The following is a 17858-nucleotide window of genomic DNA, read 5'->3' as shown; positions in this document are numbered from 1 at the left end:
ATAATGATTAGATCATAAAAAAACCTCATAAGATTGGCTTATGAGGTTTCTATTTCAGTTGTCTGTTTACATATTTCTTCTGTATTTACCACCCACTTCAAACAAAGCGTTGGTAATTTGTCCGAGAGAACAGTATTTCACAGCATCCATCATCACTTCAAATAGATTCTGCTGATTGATAGCTGCGTGCTGCAGTAGACTCAGAGCTTCTTCAGATCTGCTGTCGTTGGCAGTCTGGAAGTTATGAAGCGACTCAATCTGTGCCTGCTTTTCCTCTTCCGTAGAACGGATAACTTCTCCTGGTAAAACCGTTGGTGAACCATCTTTCCCCAGGAAGGTATTCACACCGATGATCGGGTATTCTCCCGTATGCTTCAGCCATTCATAATGCATGGATTCTTCCTGAATCTTGGAACGCTGGTACATGGTTTCCATAGCTCCAAGCACACCACCTCTTTCCGTTATCCTGTCGAATTCCGCATACACTGCTTCCTCTACAAGATCCGTTAATTCTTCGATGATGAATGATCCCTGAAGTGGATTTTCATTTTTAGCCAGCCCTAATTCCTTATTGATGATCAGCTGAATAGCCATTGCTCTTCTTACCGATTGTTCAGTAGGAGTTGTAATCGCTTCATCATACGCGTTTGTGTGTAGGGAATTACAGTTGTCATAGATCGCATACAAGGCCTGTAGAGTCGTTCTGATATCATTGAAATCAATTTCCTGGGCGTGAAGAGAGCGTCCGGAAGTCTGGATGTGGTATTTCAGCATCTGGCTTCTTTCGTCAGCGCCGTATTTCAGTTTCATTGCTTTGGCCCAGATTCTTCTTGCCACACGTCCGATCACCGAATATTCAGGATCAATACCGTTAGAGAAAAAGAAAGATAAGTTCGGTGCAAAATCATTGATGTCCATTCCACGGCTTAAGTAATATTCCACATAGGTGAAACCATTAGCCAGTGTAAATGCTAACTGCGACACAGGGTTTGCTCCTGCTTCAGCAATATGATATCCTGAAATGGAAACAGAGTAGAAGTTTCTTACTTTCTCCCTGATGAAATATTCCTGAACGTCACCCATTAATCTTAGGGCAAATTCTGTGGAAAAGATACAGGTATTCTGTGCCTGATCTTCTTTTAGAATGTCTGCCTGAACGGTACCACGAACGGTAGCAATGGTCTTGGCTTTGATTTCAGCATATGCTTCCGCAGGGATTACTTCATCTCCCGTAAGTCCCAACAGCTGTAGCCCCAAACCGTTATTGGATGGTGGAAGGTCACCGTTATACTTTGGTCTTTCCAATCCTTTATCATCAAATTTTTCTTTTAGCTTAGCCTCTACTTTAGCCTCTAATCCATTTTCTTTGATGTATTTTTCAACATTCTGATCAATGGCAGCATTCATAAAGAATGCCAGCAGCATAGGGGCTGGTCCGTTGATCGTCATGGAAACAGATGTCAAAGCATTCACAAGATCAAATCCCGAGTAGAGCTTTTTCGCATCATCCAATGTGGCAATAGACACTCCTGCATTTCCAATCTTTCCATAGATATCCGGTGGTAAAGCTGGATCCTGTCCGTATAACGTAACAGAGTCGAATGCTGTAGACAAACGCTTTGCCGGCATTTCTGCAGAAACGTAATGGAATCTTCTGTTCGTTCTTTCAGGACCACCTTCTCCTGCAAACATCCTCGTAGGATCTTCACCGGTTCTTTTAAAAGGATAAATACCTGCCGTATAGGGGAAGCTTCCCGGAAGATTTTCCTGGCCTTTCCATTTGATAAGATCTCCCCAGTCGTTGTATTTAGGAAGGGCAATTTTTGGAATTCTCAGATGAGATAAAGACTCCGTTGAGGTTTCCACTTTGATCTCTTTTCCTCTTACGAAATACGAATAAAACTCTGCATGGAAAGCTTTTTTCGTGTCATCCCAGGTTTTCAGGAAATCAATGTTTTCCTGTTGAAGATCCTTTTCCGCTTTCTGATATTCTGTATCCAAAGCTTCATTGGAAATAATATTCTTTACTCCTTCAATATGATACATGGTTCTGGCCAGCTCAGCCTGCTTTTCAACATTGGCGTCATACTGTCTGTTGTTTTCAACAATTTCGGAAAGATAGCGGACTCTCTTCGGTGGAATAATCGTCACTTCATCTGTGATTTCCTGCTCAACAAAAGTGTTAAGATTTAATGCTGAAAATTTATCATTGACCTTTGAAACCAGTCTGTTGTAAAGCTCTGTTGTTCCATGGTCGTTGAACTGTGATGCTTTGGTTGCATAAACTGGCATATCTTCCAGCGGACTTTCCCATAAAAGGTGGTTTCTCTGGAATTGTTTTCTTACCGCCTGCAAAGCATCCAGGGCACCCCGTTTGTCAGATTTGTTTAAGGCTACCAGATCAGCATAGTCCAACATGTCGATTTTTTCCAGCTGAGTAGACGCCCCATATTCAGGAGTCATTACATACATAGATACATCCGCAAAATCAGAAACTTCCGAGCCGGATTGTCCGATCCCTGAAGTTTCAAGAATAATTACATCCGGGTGAGCCAGCTTTAGTACATTCAGGGCAGAATGGATGAATGGAGAAACAGAGACGTTGTTCTCTCTGGTGGCCATAGAACGCATATACACTCTCGGGTCATTGATGGCATTCATACGGATTCTGTCCCCAAGCAGTGCTCCTCCTGTTTTCTTTTTAGAAGGGTCTATCGAGATGATAGCAATCTTTTTATCTGTATTGGAACGTAAAAAACGTCTTACGAGCTCATCCGTTAAGGAAGACTTTCCGGCTCCACCGGTACCTGTGATCCCAATAATCGGAATAGTCAGGTCTTTGGATTTTTCATCGATTGCTTTTACCAGTTCAGGTTTTTCTTCTGAAAAGTTTTCCACAGCGGAAATGATTTGAGCAATGCTCGTAGGGTTTTCAAAGCTGATGTCATCAAGTTCCTTTGCGGTAACATCTTTTCCCGTTGCAAAATCTGATCTTTGCACAAGGTCGTCGATCATTCCCTGAAGACCAAGCTCGCGTCCGTCATCCGGAGAATAAATCCTGTCGATTCCATAAGACATCAGTTCTTTGATCTCTTCAGGCAGGATCACACCGCCGCCGCCGCCAAAAATTTTAATCTGGGGGGAGTTTTTCTCTCTCAGCAGGTCATAGATATATTTAAAATATTCATTGTGGCCTCCCTGGTAGGAGGTTAATGCAATAGCATTGGCATCTTCCTGGATAGCTGTATTCACAACTTCCTCTGCAGACTTATCATGTCCCAGGTGAATCACTTCACATCCGGTTCCCTGAATGACACGACGCATAATATTAATCGCTGCATCATGGCCGTCAAATAATGAGGCCGCGGTTACGATTCTTACCTTATTGGTTGGAGTATATTTTTGGGTTTCCATAAAAATTTCTAGAAAGTTTCTAAGTTTTCAAATATAATAATAAAAAAAGAACCTTGTGTTTGAATTTATAGTATTGGTTTTCATTTATTTAGATGTCTCTATTTAATTATATCTCCCCGGTTTTGGGGTAAAACCCCCGAATGTTGAAGTTGTACGTCCCTGGAGGAATTTCATTTTCAAACCGCTGCATTTTCAATTCTCAAATTAAAATTTCTACTTTTGCACCATATTATACAGACATGCAAAAAGCTTTGATGTACTTCGCACTGGGAACCGTTGTAAGTTTCCTGATCAATTATTTCTTTTTAAGTTCGCAGAATACCGGGCTGGATATCTTTTACGCCGTAGCCTTTGGTGCTGCCTGGGGAATTGCCTATTATCTGGATACTCCGAACTTTACGCTGCCTCAGAAATTCGGACTGTCTTTTGCGGCCATGGGAATTCTGGTACTGGCTGGAACTTTAATTTTCAGCCTGGAACTGGCCATTCCGTCGATCCTTAAGTTTTCAACAGTCTTTGTAGCGTATTATTTAATAGCAAGTTTCAGAGCAAGCAAATCATTAAGAAAATAAAAAAACAGGCAGTCCGGAAAGACTGCCTGTTTTTTTATTTAATGAATCATCAGGAAGCTTACCAGGGCAAGACCGACGACTAATATCATAAATGTAAAGAAGTTAAGGGTAAACAATATTCCTCCGATGATAAAGCTTATCAACCCGTGTGTATGATACACGCGGCGGTGTGCAATGAAGAAATACCCCATAATATAGATCAGAAGAGCAGACAGTACCAAATATAAAATGGTATTAATAAACCAGATGTTGGTAAGGCTTGCCAGTTTTACCAGCAGAAATACAAACAGAATATTCAGCAGGAGGAACGAGAAATAATGGAGGGTGAAGACTCCGTGATCAAAATACCACCACTTTTTCTTGCTGTGGAAAATCCATAAAAAGAAGGCAAATAGTGGAAGGTAGATGAAAAGAGCTTTTGGCAGATTATGAAAAGATGTTTCGGTAAGGCTCTTGGCAATTTCAGCTTTGGTCACTCCTCTTTCTTTAAGTTCAAAAAATTTATGTGCTAAAGGCTTTTGTATAAAATCGAGAGCAGAAGGGTTTTTGGCCAATGCCGAATCATAAGACTTTCTTGTTTTATATCCACCATACTGAACATCATGATCTATTTTTTTATCCATTTCAAAAGCCTGTTCCAGATCATCTATTTTGGCAGAATCGGGTAGGACGCTCAGGCTCTTAACCGCTGCAGAATCTTCTTGGGTCTGCACGCGTTTTGCCTTTATGCTATCGATGATTTTCTTGCTGTCAAGAGTCTTCATTCTGTCGAAAATAGTGATTTTGCCAGAGCCTTCACTGTCGTTTTTGCTGTTAAAGTTAAAATGCATCAAAGGAAAAATGGCAAAAACAAAAAAAGTGATAAAACTGACGAAGATATAGAGCTTAACAGGAGGTACAAATTTCTGTCTCTTACCTTCAAGATAAGTGGTTGTAAGAGCTCCGGGTTTGAACATCAAATTTTTGAATGTCCCCCAGAACTGCCCGTCATAATGGGTGAAGTCTTCTATAAAATGGGTAAAAAGGTAATAAAAAGGATGTCGGCTTTCGATATTTTCCTGTCCGCAATGGGGGCAGAATCTTTCTTCGACCTGATGCCCGCAGTTCAGGCAGGTTTTGTCTTCTCTGATCTTTCCGTGGCTCATGAATGTAGATAGTTTTATACGCAAAGATAATTATTTTGGGAAATAAATAATGATACCGGTAAACTATTGCAGAAATCGTACGGAAATGAGTAAAGAAAAGAGTTGAGGGACCAAACTCTTTGCTTTACCATTTGTGTTTCTAGAATCGTCCGAAATTTTTTTTCACTGCAACATTTTACAAGATTTATGCCAAAGCATAAATACTGTTAATGTCTCTTAAAAAACCGTAACGGAAAAGCGATGCAGGAGATTAAATAAAATATGTTTTTGCGTTACAAAAATAATTTGTACCTTTGCACACCCTTTTAGGGGTAAATTATGTTTAATCTTTAACTAAAACGTGTGAATACATTAAGTTACAAAACTGTTTCAGCGAACAAAGCTACTGCGAATAAAGAATGGGTTGTGGTAGACGCTGAAGGACAGCCGTTAGGAAGACTAGCTTCTACGGTTGCAAAGATTTTGAGAGGTAAGCACAAAACGAACTTTACACCTCACGTAGATTGTGGTGATAACGTGATCGTTTTGAATGCTGGGAAAATAACACTTTCCGGAAACAAGTGGGCTGATAAGACTTACATCTGGCATACAGGATATCCTGGTGGACAGAAGTCTATGACTGCGGCTGAACTTCAAAAGAAAGATTCTTTAAAGGTATTAGAGAAGTCTGTAAAAGGGATGTTACCTAAAAACAGATTAGGAGCTGCTATCCTTAAGAACCTTTATCTTTATGAGGGAACTGAGCACAAACATGAAGCTCAACAGCCTAAAACAATTAATGTTAACGAATTTAAATAATTAATTATGTCTATAGTTCACAAAATCGGAAGAAGAAAAACTTCTGTAGCAAGAGTTTATGTAAGACCAGGTTCTGGAAACATTACAGTAAACGGTAAAGATGCTAAAGAATATTTCTCTACAGACGTGATGGTTTACAAATTAAACCAACCGTTTATCCTTTCTGAAACTGTTGGCCAGTATGACGTTACCGTAAACGTATTCGGTGGTGGTAATACAGGTCAGGCAGAAGCTATCAGATTAGGTATTTCTAGAGCTTTATGCGAGATCAACGCTGAGTTCAGATTAGCATTGAAGCCAGCTGGTTTACTTACAAGAGACGCAAGAATGGTGGAAAGAAAGAAGCCAGGTCAGAAAAAAGCAAGAAAGAGATTCCAATTCTCAAAACGTTAATTTCAAGATTCAAGATATCAGACACAAGATTCAAGATTTTTTCAGTCTTTAATCTCGGCTCTTGGTTCTTGGCTCTATTATCTAAACAAAAAATTGCCCGTTACGTTTAGCATCCAAACGCTTCTCCCATCTAAAGAAGTTGTTGATTGTTTAAAAGACGGAAAGTAAACTAACAAAAACAGAAAACATGGCAAAAGCAAATGTAAAAGACCTTTTAGAGGCTGGTGTACACTTCGGTCACATGACCAGAAAGTGGAATCCAAATATGGCTCCATACATTTTTATGGAGAAAAACGGTATTCACATTGTAGACTTACATAAAACAGCAGTTAAATTGGATGAAGCGTGCAGCGCTTTAGAAAAATTAACTTCTGCAGGTAAAAAAGTTCTTTTCGTAGCGACTAAGAAGCAAGCGAAAGAAGTAGTTGCAAAGCACGCTGCTGAACTTAATATGCCTTATATTACAGAAAGATGGCCAGGAGGTATGTTAACGAACTTCGTTACAATCAGAAAGGCAGTAAAGAAGATGAACTCTATCGACAAAATGAAAAAAGACGGTACGTTCGAAACTTTATCTAAAAAAGAAAGATTACAGGTTGACAGACAAAGAGCTAACTTGGAGAAGAACTTAGGTTCTATCGCTGATATGGTTAGACTTCCATCTGCTGTATTTGTAGTTGATATCTTAAGAGAGCACATCGCGGTAACTGAAGCTAAGAAACTAGGTATTCCAGTTTTCGGTATCGTTGATACAAACTCTGACCCTAGAAAAGTAGACTTCGTTATCCCAGGAAACGATGATGCTTCTAAGTCTATTGATATGATCCTTAGCGTAGTTTCTGAATCTATCAAAGAAGGTCAGTCTCAAAGAAAAGCTGATAAAGAAAAATCTAAAGAAGAAGGAGAAAAAGTATCTGCTGATACAGATGCTGATTTCGATGGAGAATAATTAAAGATTTTCTTTAATATAGAAAAAACGCTGAATTTCGATTCAGCGTTTTTTTTTGGCTTGTTGGTTTATTCAGTCAGAGAAACAAAGACCGGTCCATGCAGCTGCAGAATTTTAGGAGTCAATACCCATTGTAGGGGGCTGATTTCGGTCCTGCCTTTATATACTATGCTTCAAAGTAAAAGTATTGTAATAAAAAAGCCACAGTATTCTGTAGCTTTACTTTATCTGGTTAGTTTTATTGAATAGGAACCTGTGATAAACTTGGTGGATTGGTACGGTGCGTTACAAACCATGCCAGACAGCCTGTAATTTTGGTTTTTAGGAACCATTGTGTACCCTATCTTACCTGCAGCGATGGGTATCTTTCTAAAGAAGCTGTTTCCACTCACCGTAAGCACCATATTGCATGACGACCGGTTTTCTATAGAGATGGATGTTCTCAGATTGCCCGGATCATCATCATTCAGCAGGTCATTCAGAACCTCAGCGGTTTCCGGCTTATAGGTTTTTATCAGTTCATTATATTCTCTTTCAGTATTAGCAGCGCTGCCGGAATTATTGGCAGGGTAGGGACTTCTTGTCGGATAGCCGCCGTAATTCACATTACAACTGGCAAGGATCAGTGAAATCCCGCTAAAAACCAATAGCTTTTTCATCCAATTTTACTTTTTTTTCTTTATTTTTTTCGATTGCTTTTCAGGAGCTGCATGGATCTGATCAGGCTTTTGCCCCTTTTCAATCTGTCCCGGATTATCAACCGTTACAAATATACTTTTTTTAATGTCTTTCTGGGAGAAGTATTTCAGGTCACAAATATTACTGTTGAGGGTATACTGGCCCTTATTGACCACAATAAAGTTTTCTCCGTGTGCAGGGACGGCAAGGTTATAGTAATCTTTTCCTTCAATCCGAAGTAAAATATTGCAGTCCGAATTATTTTTGAATAAAAGGATAGCTTCCTTACGGGTAATATCTTCACTGAACATGGCGTTCAGGAGTTTTACTGTTTTTTCCTTATGTTCGGCAGAGTTTTCTGCAATGAGCTTTTTAAAGTCCTCAGCATCATCCGAATAGGGATTTCTCATGATGCTTTTAGGAATATCGGAGATCACGGGCCTTGCTTCCATGGGCTTGGCATTACGGGCTCCTTTTGTCCATTCAGCATTTTTCAAAGCAATAAGCTTTGGCTTCAGGACACTCCTTTTAGGGTCGTCTGGGTGGGCCTTTTTGAGGTATTCTTCAATTTCGTTGATCTTTGTGCTTTTGAGGATGTCTGTACTGCCTTTTTTCTGTGCGGAAGTAAAGGCTGGAAGCAGAAGTATGAAGAATAAAACCGGTAAAAAATTTTTTTTCATCAATCAAATTATTTCATCAGGTTATTCGGAATTTAATGTAAGTGATTGTTTTTCCTTTGGCTGAGAACAACTCTTCATAATATGTTTTGATATCTCTAAGATGCTCGGTATTGGGATCATATTCCGGTGCTCCGTAGATGTCGTGGTGAGCGCTGATGATTTCATAGCCGGCCCCCTGCAGATATCCAAGGGTATATCCATGAAGAAATTCCGAGTCTGTTTTCAGGTGGATAATTCCTCCAGGCTTCAGAAACTTTTTATATCGGTTTAAAAAATCCGGGTGTGTAAGTCTGTGCTTGGTCCTTCTGTATTTGATCTGTGGATCTGGGAATGTGATCCATATTTCATCTACTTCATTTTCACCAAAGAAATGGTCAACAAGTTCGATCTGTGATCTTAAAAAAGCCACATTATTCATATTATTTTCTACAGCTTCTTTGGCTCCAAACCAAAATCTAGCCCCCTTAATATCAATTCCGATAAAGTTTTTTTCCGGAAACGTTTTGGCGAGTCCTACAGAATATTCCCCTTTTCCACATCCCAGCTCCAAAACGATAGGATGGTCATTTTTAAAGAAGTTTTCTCTCCATTTACCTTTAAGATCAAAACCATTAAGGGCCTCTTCTCTTGTAGGTTGGATTACATTTGGTAATATTTTGTTTTCTGCGAATCTTGATAATTTATTCTTGCCCATTGAGTCATTTATAAAACGACTGCAAAAATAGTGAATTTTTAAATAGCATCGCTGTCTTTCAGGGGTAAAAGACAGATAGATAATCAGTTTAATGGAGGTCGTTACTTACTGCCCAGTGCTACCATAATAGGTCTCTGAATCGTTTTTTGGGAAGCATACTGGGCTCCGCATACCATACTGCTGAAAAGGTACTGGCCTTTCTCAATCACGATTGAGTTTTCGCCCTGTGCGGGTATCGCCAGTCTGTATTTAATAGTGCCGACTCCTTCCATTCGCATAATGATATTACAATCCGATTTGTTCTGGATCATCACGATACATTCTTTGGCGTTAGGATCATTGTCAAATAGAGAATTAAGGATCTTCACCGTTCTGTTCTGATGCTCAATGGGAGAAACTGCCATTAGCATATTGAATTCTTCAGCTTCAGCATTCGGAATCGCAGCATTGGAAGCTGTATTGACAACAAAAGTATTCTGGGCAGTACTCGGAGTATATACCGTGGTAGATTGTTTCGCTGCCAGTTCTGCTTTGTATTTTGCAATCTGTTTCTGTTTGATGATGGCATTCATTTCATCAAAACTTATCTTTGTGGAAGGTCTTCTTCTCAGTAAAGCCAGCATTTCCTGCATGTCTTTTACTTTCTGATCCGCGGGATGGGCATTTTTAATGTATTCTGTCATCAGTTCCATTACCCTGGGTTTCAGAACTGATCTTCTGGGATCATCTGGATGTGCATCTCTTAGAAAGGCATTGATTTCGTAAATATTCTTACTTTTTATAACATCACTGTAGTCTTTGCCTTTCTTTTGGGCAGACAGACTGAAAAAAAGGACCGAGCCAAGAAGTAAAAGTATTTTTTTCATTAATAAATATTAAATTAAAGATTTGGTACTTCTCTTAATTTGTATTTGGTCTATTAGTTTTGTTTAATAAGATAACGGACTGGTTTGAGTTTTATTTTTATTTAACACTTTATTGTGATATAAATGTAGGCATATTTTTAAACATTTGAAGCATATATGTTTTAAAATTTGAGTATTCTATATCAATGGAGATCAGTATTCTTAAAAAAAATAACCCATACAGAAGGTGTATGGATTATCATATAGTGTATAACCTGTAATTCTATTAAGGATTACTTGCCTACCACTTCCTGAAGGTGGGAGTTTCTTAATCGTTTCTGATAGATCGGCAAATATTTTTCAATTGGAACTTTAATCGCTTCAAAATTTCCGGCGAGTACATAAGGCTGGATGTTTTCAGAAGTATAGACAAACTGTAGGAAGTTGTCAATTAAATTTTCAGGAATCTTAAATCGGGTAAAGTAATCCTTCCCGAGATAATTTTTTATCTGAGTAACTGAATTATTCATATTTTCATAGGCCTGATAACGCTGTTTTTTCTTTCTTTCACCGGAAAGGATATCATAAATACTTCCCAGGCTGAAGGTAAGTCCACCATCTCTTAATCCTGCCACGGGAAGTTCCGGTGGCGTGCCGTCCCCTTTAGGTTCAGGAAGCCCGATGATTTTCTTAATCGCCAATGCCTTATCCTCTTTTCTGAGCGAGTTGACATCATACCGGAGATTTCCCGTAGGCTTGAATCTGCTCAGTACGATTTCCTGAATTTCATAGTAGGCAATTCTAAGCTCTACCAGATTTTTCCGCTCCATCATCTGGGGGGTCAGCTTCACATCTTTTCTCTCCGTAACAATCGAGGTAAAACGGATCACATCTCCCTCTTTGGCCGGGACATTAAAATTACCATTATAGTCAGTAAGAACGGTCTTTTGAGTGTTCAGGTTGGTCACGTAGACCTGATTAAGATATAAAATAGAGTTGTCCCTCAGGAATACCTCTCCGGAATATAGTTGAGCATTGATCTTTGCCAGAAACACCAATAGCAATAGAGTAAACAGTTTCTTCATATAATTGGCAAAATTACATAGAAATACAGCAATTTCTGTGTATTGGATCAAGAATAGTGGTTAAAGTTATATTAAACTTTAACATTAAACTGTTAATGAGTGTTATAAAGCGGTTTTACAGGGATCTGAAGACTGAAAACCGGAAAACTCATTGATGTCTTCCGGCTTGTACCAATATTTTTACCGGTGTTTTACCAAAAGCCAGCTTGAATATTGTATCGAAACCGTAGAGCCATACTCTGTCCAGCTGATGATATACCAATACGTAGCTGTTGGAACATACCGGCCACCGACTCTTCCGTCCCATATATACCGGTTTTCCGGAGAGCCTCTGAATATTTCAGCACCATACCGGTCAAAGATCCGGAAGATAAGATTGTCATTGGCCATTAAAGCTGAGTAGTCTATGGTTTCATTATGGCCGTCGCCATTCGGTGTAATGGTATTAATGAGATTAATAATGGCAAATGCTTTTTTTACTTCTCCACATAGCTTAGAATCCCGTACAAAAACATGATGTGCTCCTCTCGGAACATTGTAGAAAACATTGGAAGCCTGCCATACCACTCCGTCTAATGAATATTCATACGGCGGAGTACCACCGCTTACCCCAACTTTTACTGTAGTGCCGTCAATCTCGATAGAAGCAATAACGGGAAGTGATAATTCCGTAACAGTAACGAACTGCTTATAAACGCAGCCGTTAGAGGTGAGTTCTACCCAGTAGCTTCCCGCGGAAACATTGGTAATGGAGGGGGTTGTAGCGCCGGTACTCCATACATACCTCTCAAAGCCGGGTCCGGCATTCAGAGTAGTGGTTGCTTTCGGACAGATAGCCTGATCTTTTAGCAGGTCTGATTTTTTAGGAACTTTAATGGTGATCGTAAGGGTTCCTACTTCAGGACACTCCCCATTTTTTTCAAAACGGATATAAAACGTTTGGGAAGTGGTAATATTTACTGCTGCCCCGATTGGGTTGCTATTGCTTTGTGCGTCTGCCAGACTTCCATGGAAGGTGAAAGTGACATTTGGATCTAATGTGAACTGAGGAATAAACTGCGCAAGATTGACTGCTTTTATTCCGTCAAGATCATCATCACATACACTTTCAGTTACTGTTTTTGTCATCAGTTGGATTCTTGCGCCGATGCTGAAATTTAAAGGACTCACCACCGAAGCGCATCCATCCGGAGAATCTACCCTGATGTAAATTGTGGTGGGAGCAGTATAGCTCCATAGGTTAGGAAGGGTGCTGGCATTACCGGCATTGGCATCTGCAAGGTTTGCATAATACCTTACGCCAGTAAAATATACAGGATTATTGAGAACAATAGGCGTAATGTTGGCCAGTATGATATTTACTGTTCCGTCAAGATTGTCATCACAGAAGACACCATTGTAGTTATTAACAACGATGGCTTTGTTAAAGAGAGAAAGACTTATCTCTGCGATGCTCTTACATCCCAGATCATTTTTGACTACGGCGTAGACGATGGTACCGTTTGGTGCAGGATATGATGTAGGATTTGTAATCAGTGCGGCTGGATTCTCAGCCTGGGCATCCGGTAATGTCGGATAATAAGTTATCGTGACGGGAGCGTTGTTGGTGACATTTGCAGTCGTAAGATTGAAGGTCCCTTGTCCGTTGATATCACAGGCATATATAGTTCTGTTGGTGACCGTAAGGGCTTGGATATTAATGGTTACTGTAACGGTTTCACAATCTGGGAAATCTGGATCGTTCCCACAGAAAGTATAGGTAAAGGTATCGGTTCCTGTGGTTCCGGGAGTGGTTACCGTATAGGTAATGGATCCTGTAGCAGGATTTATCACTGCGGTTCCCAGGGCCGGAGGGGTAGTGATCGCTACCGTGGCAGGGACAGGCGTCTGTTGTGAACTGCTGAAAGCAGGGACTATTGTCTTATCTGTACATACATTATAGATCTGAGTGCTGAGCTTGGTACAGTTCAGGATTTTGGCAGGTTCTGTCACTAAAGGAGCGCAGCTGCCCATCGTTACAGAGCAGGTATAATAACCAGACTGCGTGGGAGTAATCGAAGATGTTGTTGCTCCCGCAACCAGTACTCCGTTTCTATACCATTGATAGGAGTCATAAATAATCGGGTCTACGGTAAGAACGATTCCCGGAATACAACCTCCTCCTGACTTCAGAATAACGGGCTGTGTGGGAAATCCTGCAAAAAATCCTCCGTATCCCACCGCATCGCTCCCTGCGGTGATCCCTGCAGTGATGGCTTTGTCTGAGACTACGGTAATGGTTCCTGTCACATTGGGAATTCCGTAGGTCACCCAGTTAGTAGTTCCTGTCATGTCGTAGGGGCCTGTTGTAGCAGGGGGCGTAACACCGTTTACTGTCACTGAAGCTCCTCGTTGGGTTATAAGGTTTAGTTTGGTAGGAACATTAAGAATTCCGCCGATATTTCCATTGGAATGAACAAAATTCTCATTGATGAAGCCAAGTTCATTGATCTGTTTCGGAAGATAGCAGTTCAAAGCAGGAATAAAATTGAAACCACCCGTGGCGACTTCATTTCCGGTATTGGAATCTCCGGCAAGAAGCTGGTAGACATAGGCATTTTTGGATGTTTTAATATATAAATTATAATGTCCGTTGCCCTGTGGGCTGTACTTGGTGTCTGGAATTACAAAATAATCTCCGGTGTTGATGGTCATCACGGGAGCAATTTCGTTATTAACATAGATCTGGGTATTGTCTTCGGTACCGATCACCACAGCACCTTCCATATTTGCCCCAATACTTCCATTACCTTTTACCAGGGCAAATTCATTTCCAAGCCTGTCTACCGGAACAGCCTGATCCATTAAAATATCTGAGCTTGAAGGAAAGTCACCGGCATATTGGCCGTTAAAATTTCCGTTGGTGACATTGACGGGTTTGTTGGAGGTAATTTTGGAACCGATAAAACCATCAAAGTTTCCTGTGATATTTCCAATTCCGTCAATAATATAAGACTGGCCTTTATTTAATGTAAAAGACAGGGTGGGGTTGGTTGCTCCGGTTGTCCCGTTTGAAAACTGAACAGCGGGGCTGTATCCGGAAATGGTAACCGTAGTGTTATCTTCCGTAGCCAAAACACTGGTCATAAAATTCAGAATACTATTGCTTACCGTAATAGGTGCTGAGGCGGTAAAGAAGTTTTTTCCTGTTGAAGGAATTCCTTTGGAAGTAATGATTTCTGCATGGTTGAATACTGAAAACCTGAAGTTGGCATAAAAAGGAAATTCTGCCTTTACATATAATCCTTTTGAAGTGGGTGTAAACAGATCCGTCTGTTGTGTGGTAATGATATAATCTCTTAGGATATCAAATTTTTGCGGATTATTTTTACTAATCGTTACTGTTCCGATCAGTACATTGTTGCTGTAGATATTAACCGGAAAAGGAGTAGTTCTATTGGTAGACAGATAAAGCTTCTGATATTGGTTGGGAGCTCCTGTACGGTCTACCATCGGAGCAAACCAATGCTCCCGGTCCAATTGAGCAAATGCAGAGGTGAAAATATAAAATATAAATAAAAAAGATAGAATTTTCTTCATTCAGTAATGGTATTTATCACAAATTTAATAATAAAAACTATTGAATGCTTGAAATAATAATAAAAAAACCACGACTTTGAAATCGTGGTTTTAAAAATGACCAACAAAGTGGTTATTCTCTGTTTTTTACCAGAACCCATCCGGTGTATTTTATCGGCGTCTGCTTACTATTGGCTTCATTCCAGCTTACTTCGTACCAGTAACTTCCAGTAGGGACTCTTTTGCTGCCATCGAAGGTTCCGTTCCATTTATATCCGGTGGATTTATCTACCTGGTAAACCTTAATTCCGTACCGGTCATAAATGTTCAGTACCAGATTATTTTTGATGTCCAGTGAAGAATAATCAATCGCGTCATTGATACCATCTTCATTAGGAGTGATAACGTTAATAAGGTTAGGAATCGTGAAATCTACTTGTATCGGCTCGCAGTTGTAATCGTCCTTTACATAGATGCTTGCAGCACCTCGTGGCATATTGTTGAATACATTTGAATTCTGCCAGTTGATATTGTCAACAGAGTATTGGTACGGTGGCGTTCCGCCTATGACATACACTGTTATCGTATTGCTTGAAATATCAATATTTGCAACCACAGGCTGTTCTGATGCATAGACTTTTACGGACTGCATTGTCACACATTCGCCAGTGGTAAGCTTTACCCAGTAAACCCCAACACCTACATTATGAATAGCCTGGGTAGTGGCTCCCGTACTCCACTCATAGCTTTTAAATCCTGGACCGGCATCAAGTGTTGTTTTGCCTTCCATACAGATAATTTTATCAACCAGCACATCGGATTTTACCGGAGCAAGAACCACTAAAGTTACCTGTGCGACCCTGTAACATCCGTTTCCATTAATTACTTTGATATAGACCACTCCGTTCGGAGCAACATAAGCGGTTGGATTTAAAATCTCATTGGTTCCTGCATGCGCATCTGCAAGAGAAGGATAGTATTTTTTGGTAAAGGTGCCTGCTCCGTGAACACTTGCATTGGTAAGATTAAACTGTCCTGTGGCAATATTCGCTTCCAGGAAGCAGGTTCTTAATAAAGCATCATTAACAATCGGACTTTCGGATACGGTAAGGTTTAAGGTAACCTCCTCACAGTCTGTAAAGTCAGGATTGTTTCCGCAGAACTTGTATACAATGGTATCCGGGCCTATATAATTATAGGCAGGCGCATAGCTTATGACTCCTGTAGCAGGATCAATAACTGCATTTCCATTGGTAGGAGGGGTAATGATTGTAACGGTTCCGGGAACTACAGTTTGCGTAGAACTTGAGAAGGTGGGAACAATCTGCTTTACTCCATCGCACACCGTGTCGTTGAGGGTCGTTTTCGTAAGACAGGTATACACTTTGTATATGGGAGTCGTTACCGGTGGGCATGAGCCTACCGTGATTCTTACGGTATAGTTTCCTGATTGTGTAGGAGTATATGAATTGGAGGTCGCACCTGCAATGGCCGTATTGTCTCTAAACCACTGATAGGTTTCAAAACTGTCGTCTACTTCCAGTACGAGTCCGGGAATACAATCCCCGTTCTGTTTGGCAATAACGGGGATAGAAGAGAATCCTGAGAAATACCCTCCATACCCCACAACACCACTTCCTCCGGAAATACCTGCTGTAACCGCTTTTGTTGATGTTATCGTCACGTTACCCGAGATATCAGGTACAGAATAAGAAACCCAGTTTGGCGTGCCTGTAACCGGATAAGGGCCCTGGGCAGCCGGCGGGGTAGCACCGTTGATGGTTACTGCCGCTCCGGTTTCTGTAAGGATATTCAGTTTTACAATGTGTCCGGAAAGTGATCCCTGATAAGGAAGATCCTTGATTTTTCCTATTTCGTCAATTTTTCTCGGAAGGTAGCAGTTCAATGGAGGGATATAATTAAAACCAAGGGTGGCATTGCTGCCTGCAACTCCGGCCATCAGCTGATAGACATATACATTTTTTGTCGTTCTGATGTACATGTTGTAATGGTTATTTCCCTGGTTGATGTAACCTGTATTCGTCAGTTTGTTGACTCTGTAGCTTTCGCCTTCAGCCAGTGTTGCTACAGGAGTTGTCCCGTTATTGATGTATACCTGTGTACCGCCCTCTGTTGCAACGATCAGGGCGTCTTCCATTCTTCTGGCAATATCTCCATTCCCTTTTACCACAACAAACTCATTGCCTAACCGGTCTACCGGTACAGACTGGTCCATGATAATGTCTGATCCCTGGTAGGAGCCTCCGGCAGCCATAGCAAACTGGCCATTAAAATTCCCGTTGGTTACGGATATTGGTTTGTCGGATTCTATTTTGGCTCCGATGAAAGCTTCTTTATTGACTGCTTTGTCGCCAACTCCCTCAATAATATAGGATTGTCCCTTATTTAATGTAAAAGTAAGGGTCGGGTGGTTGATGGCATTCCATCCATTCGTAAATTCAATATTGGCAGAGTAGTCTGATACCGTTATCTGAGTATTATCTTCAGTGGCTAAGATCCCTGTTGTAAAATTATATTCACCGTTAAGCTCTTCAAGAGGAGCGGTTACTGCGTAAAATTTTGTGCCTATACCGGCTTTTCCTTTTGAGGTTAATATCTCACCATGTTGGCTTACGGAAAACCTGTAGGTCACAAAATAAGGTTTGGCTCCTTTTGTGTACAGGCCTTTATTTCCCGGCGAGAAAAGTTCACTATTGGTGCTGGCTACCATTCTGTTCAGTGGGATATCGAATGTCTGTGGAGATCCTTTACTGATGGTAACAGTTCCTAATAATGCATTATTGCTGAAGATTTCTACGGCAAAGGGTGTCACAGAATCCGTAGAAAAGTAGAGGGCTTGTTTGGGAGTCACCACTTTAGGTGACCTGGCAGCCATGGGGGCAAACCAGTGTTCTGTGTCTCTTTGGGCAAAAAGCATATTGATCGCCGCAAATAATAACACAATAACAGATAAAATTTTCTTCATAGAGTATTGGATTTGATTTTCTGCAAAAATAGCAGAATAATTAATTAATATTGAAAATATT

13 protein-coding genes are annotated in these 17858 nt (G+C 40.5%); 4 read left to right on the top strand and 9 right to left on the bottom strand.

Annotated features, from left to right (window positions below; translation table 11 throughout):
* Positions 1-66: 66 nt before the first annotated feature.
* A complete protein-coding gene (locus DRF67_RS12850; protein ID WP_115928686.1) occupies positions 67-3414 on the bottom strand; it encodes a methylmalonyl-CoA mutase family protein in 3348 nt (1115 codons plus the stop codon).
* Between the two features lie 140 nt (positions 3415-3554).
* On the opposite strand from DRF67_RS12850, the gene DRF67_RS12845 reads away from it, so the two are divergent.
* On the top strand, positions 3555-3986 hold the full coding sequence (locus DRF67_RS12845) for a hypothetical protein (protein ID WP_317048009.1): 432 nt from the start codon (positions 3555-3557) through the stop codon (positions 3984-3986).
* Between the two features lie 38 nt (positions 3987-4024).
* Here DRF67_RS12845 and DRF67_RS12840 read toward each other — a convergent pair whose 3' ends face one another.
* On the bottom strand, positions 4025-5155 hold the full coding sequence (locus tag DRF67_RS12840) for a DUF3667 domain-containing protein (RefSeq protein ID WP_317048008.1): 1131 nt from the start codon (positions 5153-5155) through the stop codon (positions 4025-4027).
* 318 nt (positions 5156-5473) lie between these two features.
* Here DRF67_RS12840 and rplM point away from each other — a divergent pair, with 318 nt between their 5' ends.
* The 3 genes from rplM to rpsB all read left to right on the top strand — a co-directional run bounded on the left by rplM (position 5474) and on the right by rpsB (position 7271).
* Positions 5474-5929, top strand: a complete 456-nt coding sequence (gene rplM, locus DRF67_RS12835) for a 50S ribosomal protein L13 (protein WP_027375420.1) — start codon at positions 5474-5476, stop codon at positions 5927-5929.
* Between the two features lie 6 nt (positions 5930-5935).
* A complete protein-coding gene (gene rpsI / locus DRF67_RS12830; protein ID WP_047373582.1) occupies positions 5936-6322 on the top strand; it encodes a 30S ribosomal protein S9 in 387 nt (128 codons plus the stop codon).
* A gap of 187 nt (positions 6323-6509) precedes the next feature.
* The gene (gene rpsB / locus DRF67_RS12825; RefSeq protein ID WP_115928684.1) at positions 6510-7271 is read left to right on the top strand and encodes a 30S ribosomal protein S2; all 762 of its coding nucleotides are present in this window, start codon (positions 6510-6512) and stop codon (positions 7269-7271) included.
* 224 nt (positions 7272-7495) lie between these two features.
* Here rpsB and DRF67_RS12820 read toward each other — a convergent pair whose 3' ends face one another.
* From DRF67_RS12820 to DRF67_RS12790, 7 genes are all read right to left on the bottom strand, one after another.
* Entirely contained in the window at positions 7496-7930 is a 435-nt protein-coding gene (locus DRF67_RS12820; protein WP_115928683.1) for a DUF6759 domain-containing protein, read from the bottom strand.
* 6 nt (positions 7931-7936) lie between these two features.
* The gene (locus DRF67_RS12815) at positions 7937-8629 is read right to left on the bottom strand and encodes a DUF6759 domain-containing protein (protein WP_228435806.1); all 693 of its coding nucleotides are present in this window, start codon (positions 8627-8629) and stop codon (positions 7937-7939) included.
* A 16-nt stretch (positions 8630-8645) separates the two neighbouring features.
* Entirely contained in the window at positions 8646-9323 is a 678-nt protein-coding gene (gene trmB, locus DRF67_RS12810) for a tRNA (guanosine(46)-N7)-methyltransferase TrmB (RefSeq protein WP_115928682.1), read from the bottom strand.
* 101 nt (positions 9324-9424) lie between these two features.
* Positions 9425-10189: a DUF6759 domain-containing protein gene (locus DRF67_RS12805; protein WP_115928681.1), complete on the bottom strand. Its 765-nt coding sequence runs from the start codon at positions 10187-10189 to the stop codon at positions 9425-9427.
* 272 nt (positions 10190-10461) lie between these two features.
* Complete coding sequence (locus DRF67_RS12800; protein ID WP_115928680.1) at positions 10462-11253, bottom strand: hypothetical protein; 792 nt, start codon at positions 11251-11253, stop codon at positions 10462-10464.
* A gap of 180 nt (positions 11254-11433) precedes the next feature.
* The gene (locus DRF67_RS12795) at positions 11434-14832 is read right to left on the bottom strand and encodes a T9SS type B sorting domain-containing protein (protein ID WP_115928679.1); all 3399 of its coding nucleotides are present in this window, start codon (positions 14830-14832) and stop codon (positions 11434-11436) included.
* Positions 14833-14944: 112 nt separating this feature from the next.
* Positions 14945-17797 carry a T9SS type B sorting domain-containing protein gene (locus DRF67_RS12790; protein WP_115928678.1) on the bottom strand — a complete coding sequence of 951 codons (2853 nt, stop codon included), beginning with the start codon at positions 17795-17797 and terminating at the stop codon, positions 14945-14947.
* Positions 17798-17858 lie beyond the last annotated feature (61 nt).

Origin of the sequence: Chryseobacterium pennipullorum (assembly GCF_003384725.1) — a bacterium.
In the GTDB taxonomy this organism is placed as follows: domain Bacteria; phylum Bacteroidota; class Bacteroidia; order Flavobacteriales; family Weeksellaceae; genus Chryseobacterium; species Chryseobacterium pennipullorum.
This window is presented reverse-complemented; position numbering and strand designations above follow the sequence as displayed.

What these genes read in the sequence shown, in the direction of transcription:
- rpsI (WP_047373582.1), top strand. Translation starts at nt 5,936, where the DNA reads ATGTCTATAGTTCACAAAATCGGAAGAAGAAAAACTTCTGTAGCAAGA.
- DRF67_RS12850 (WP_115928686.1), bottom strand. Translation starts at nt 3,414, where the DNA reads ATGGAAACCCAAAAATATACTCCAACCAATAAGGTAAGAATCGTAACC.
- DRF67_RS12790 (WP_115928678.1), bottom strand. Translation starts at nt 17,797, where the DNA reads ATGAAGAAAATTTTATCTGTTATTGTGTTATTATTTGCGGCGATCAAT.
- DRF67_RS12800 (WP_115928680.1), bottom strand. Translation starts at nt 11,253, where the DNA reads ATGAAGAAACTGTTTACTCTATTGCTATTGGTGTTTCTGGCAAAGATC.
- DRF67_RS12815 (WP_228435806.1), bottom strand. Translation starts at nt 8,629, where the DNA reads ATGAAAAAAAATTTTTTACCGGTTTTATTCTTCATACTTCTGCTTCCA.
- DRF67_RS12820 (WP_115928683.1), bottom strand. Translation starts at nt 7,930, where the DNA reads ATGAAAAAGCTATTGGTTTTTAGCGGGATTTCACTGATCCTTGCCAGT.
- rpsB (WP_115928684.1), top strand. Translation starts at nt 6,510, where the DNA reads ATGGCAAAAGCAAATGTAAAAGACCTTTTAGAGGCTGGTGTACACTTC.
- trmB (WP_115928682.1), bottom strand. Translation starts at nt 9,323, where the DNA reads ATGGGCAAGAATAAATTATCAAGATTCGCAGAAAACAAAATATTACCA.
- DRF67_RS12805 (WP_115928681.1), bottom strand. Translation starts at nt 10,189, where the DNA reads ATGAAAAAAATACTTTTACTTCTTGGCTCGGTCCTTTTTTTCAGTCTG.
- DRF67_RS12795 (WP_115928679.1), bottom strand. Translation starts at nt 14,832, where the DNA reads ATGAAGAAAATTCTATCTTTTTTATTTATATTTTATATTTTCACCTCT.
- DRF67_RS12845 (WP_317048009.1), top strand. Translation starts at nt 3,555, where the DNA reads ATGTTGAAGTTGTACGTCCCTGGAGGAATTTCATTTTCAAACCGCTGC.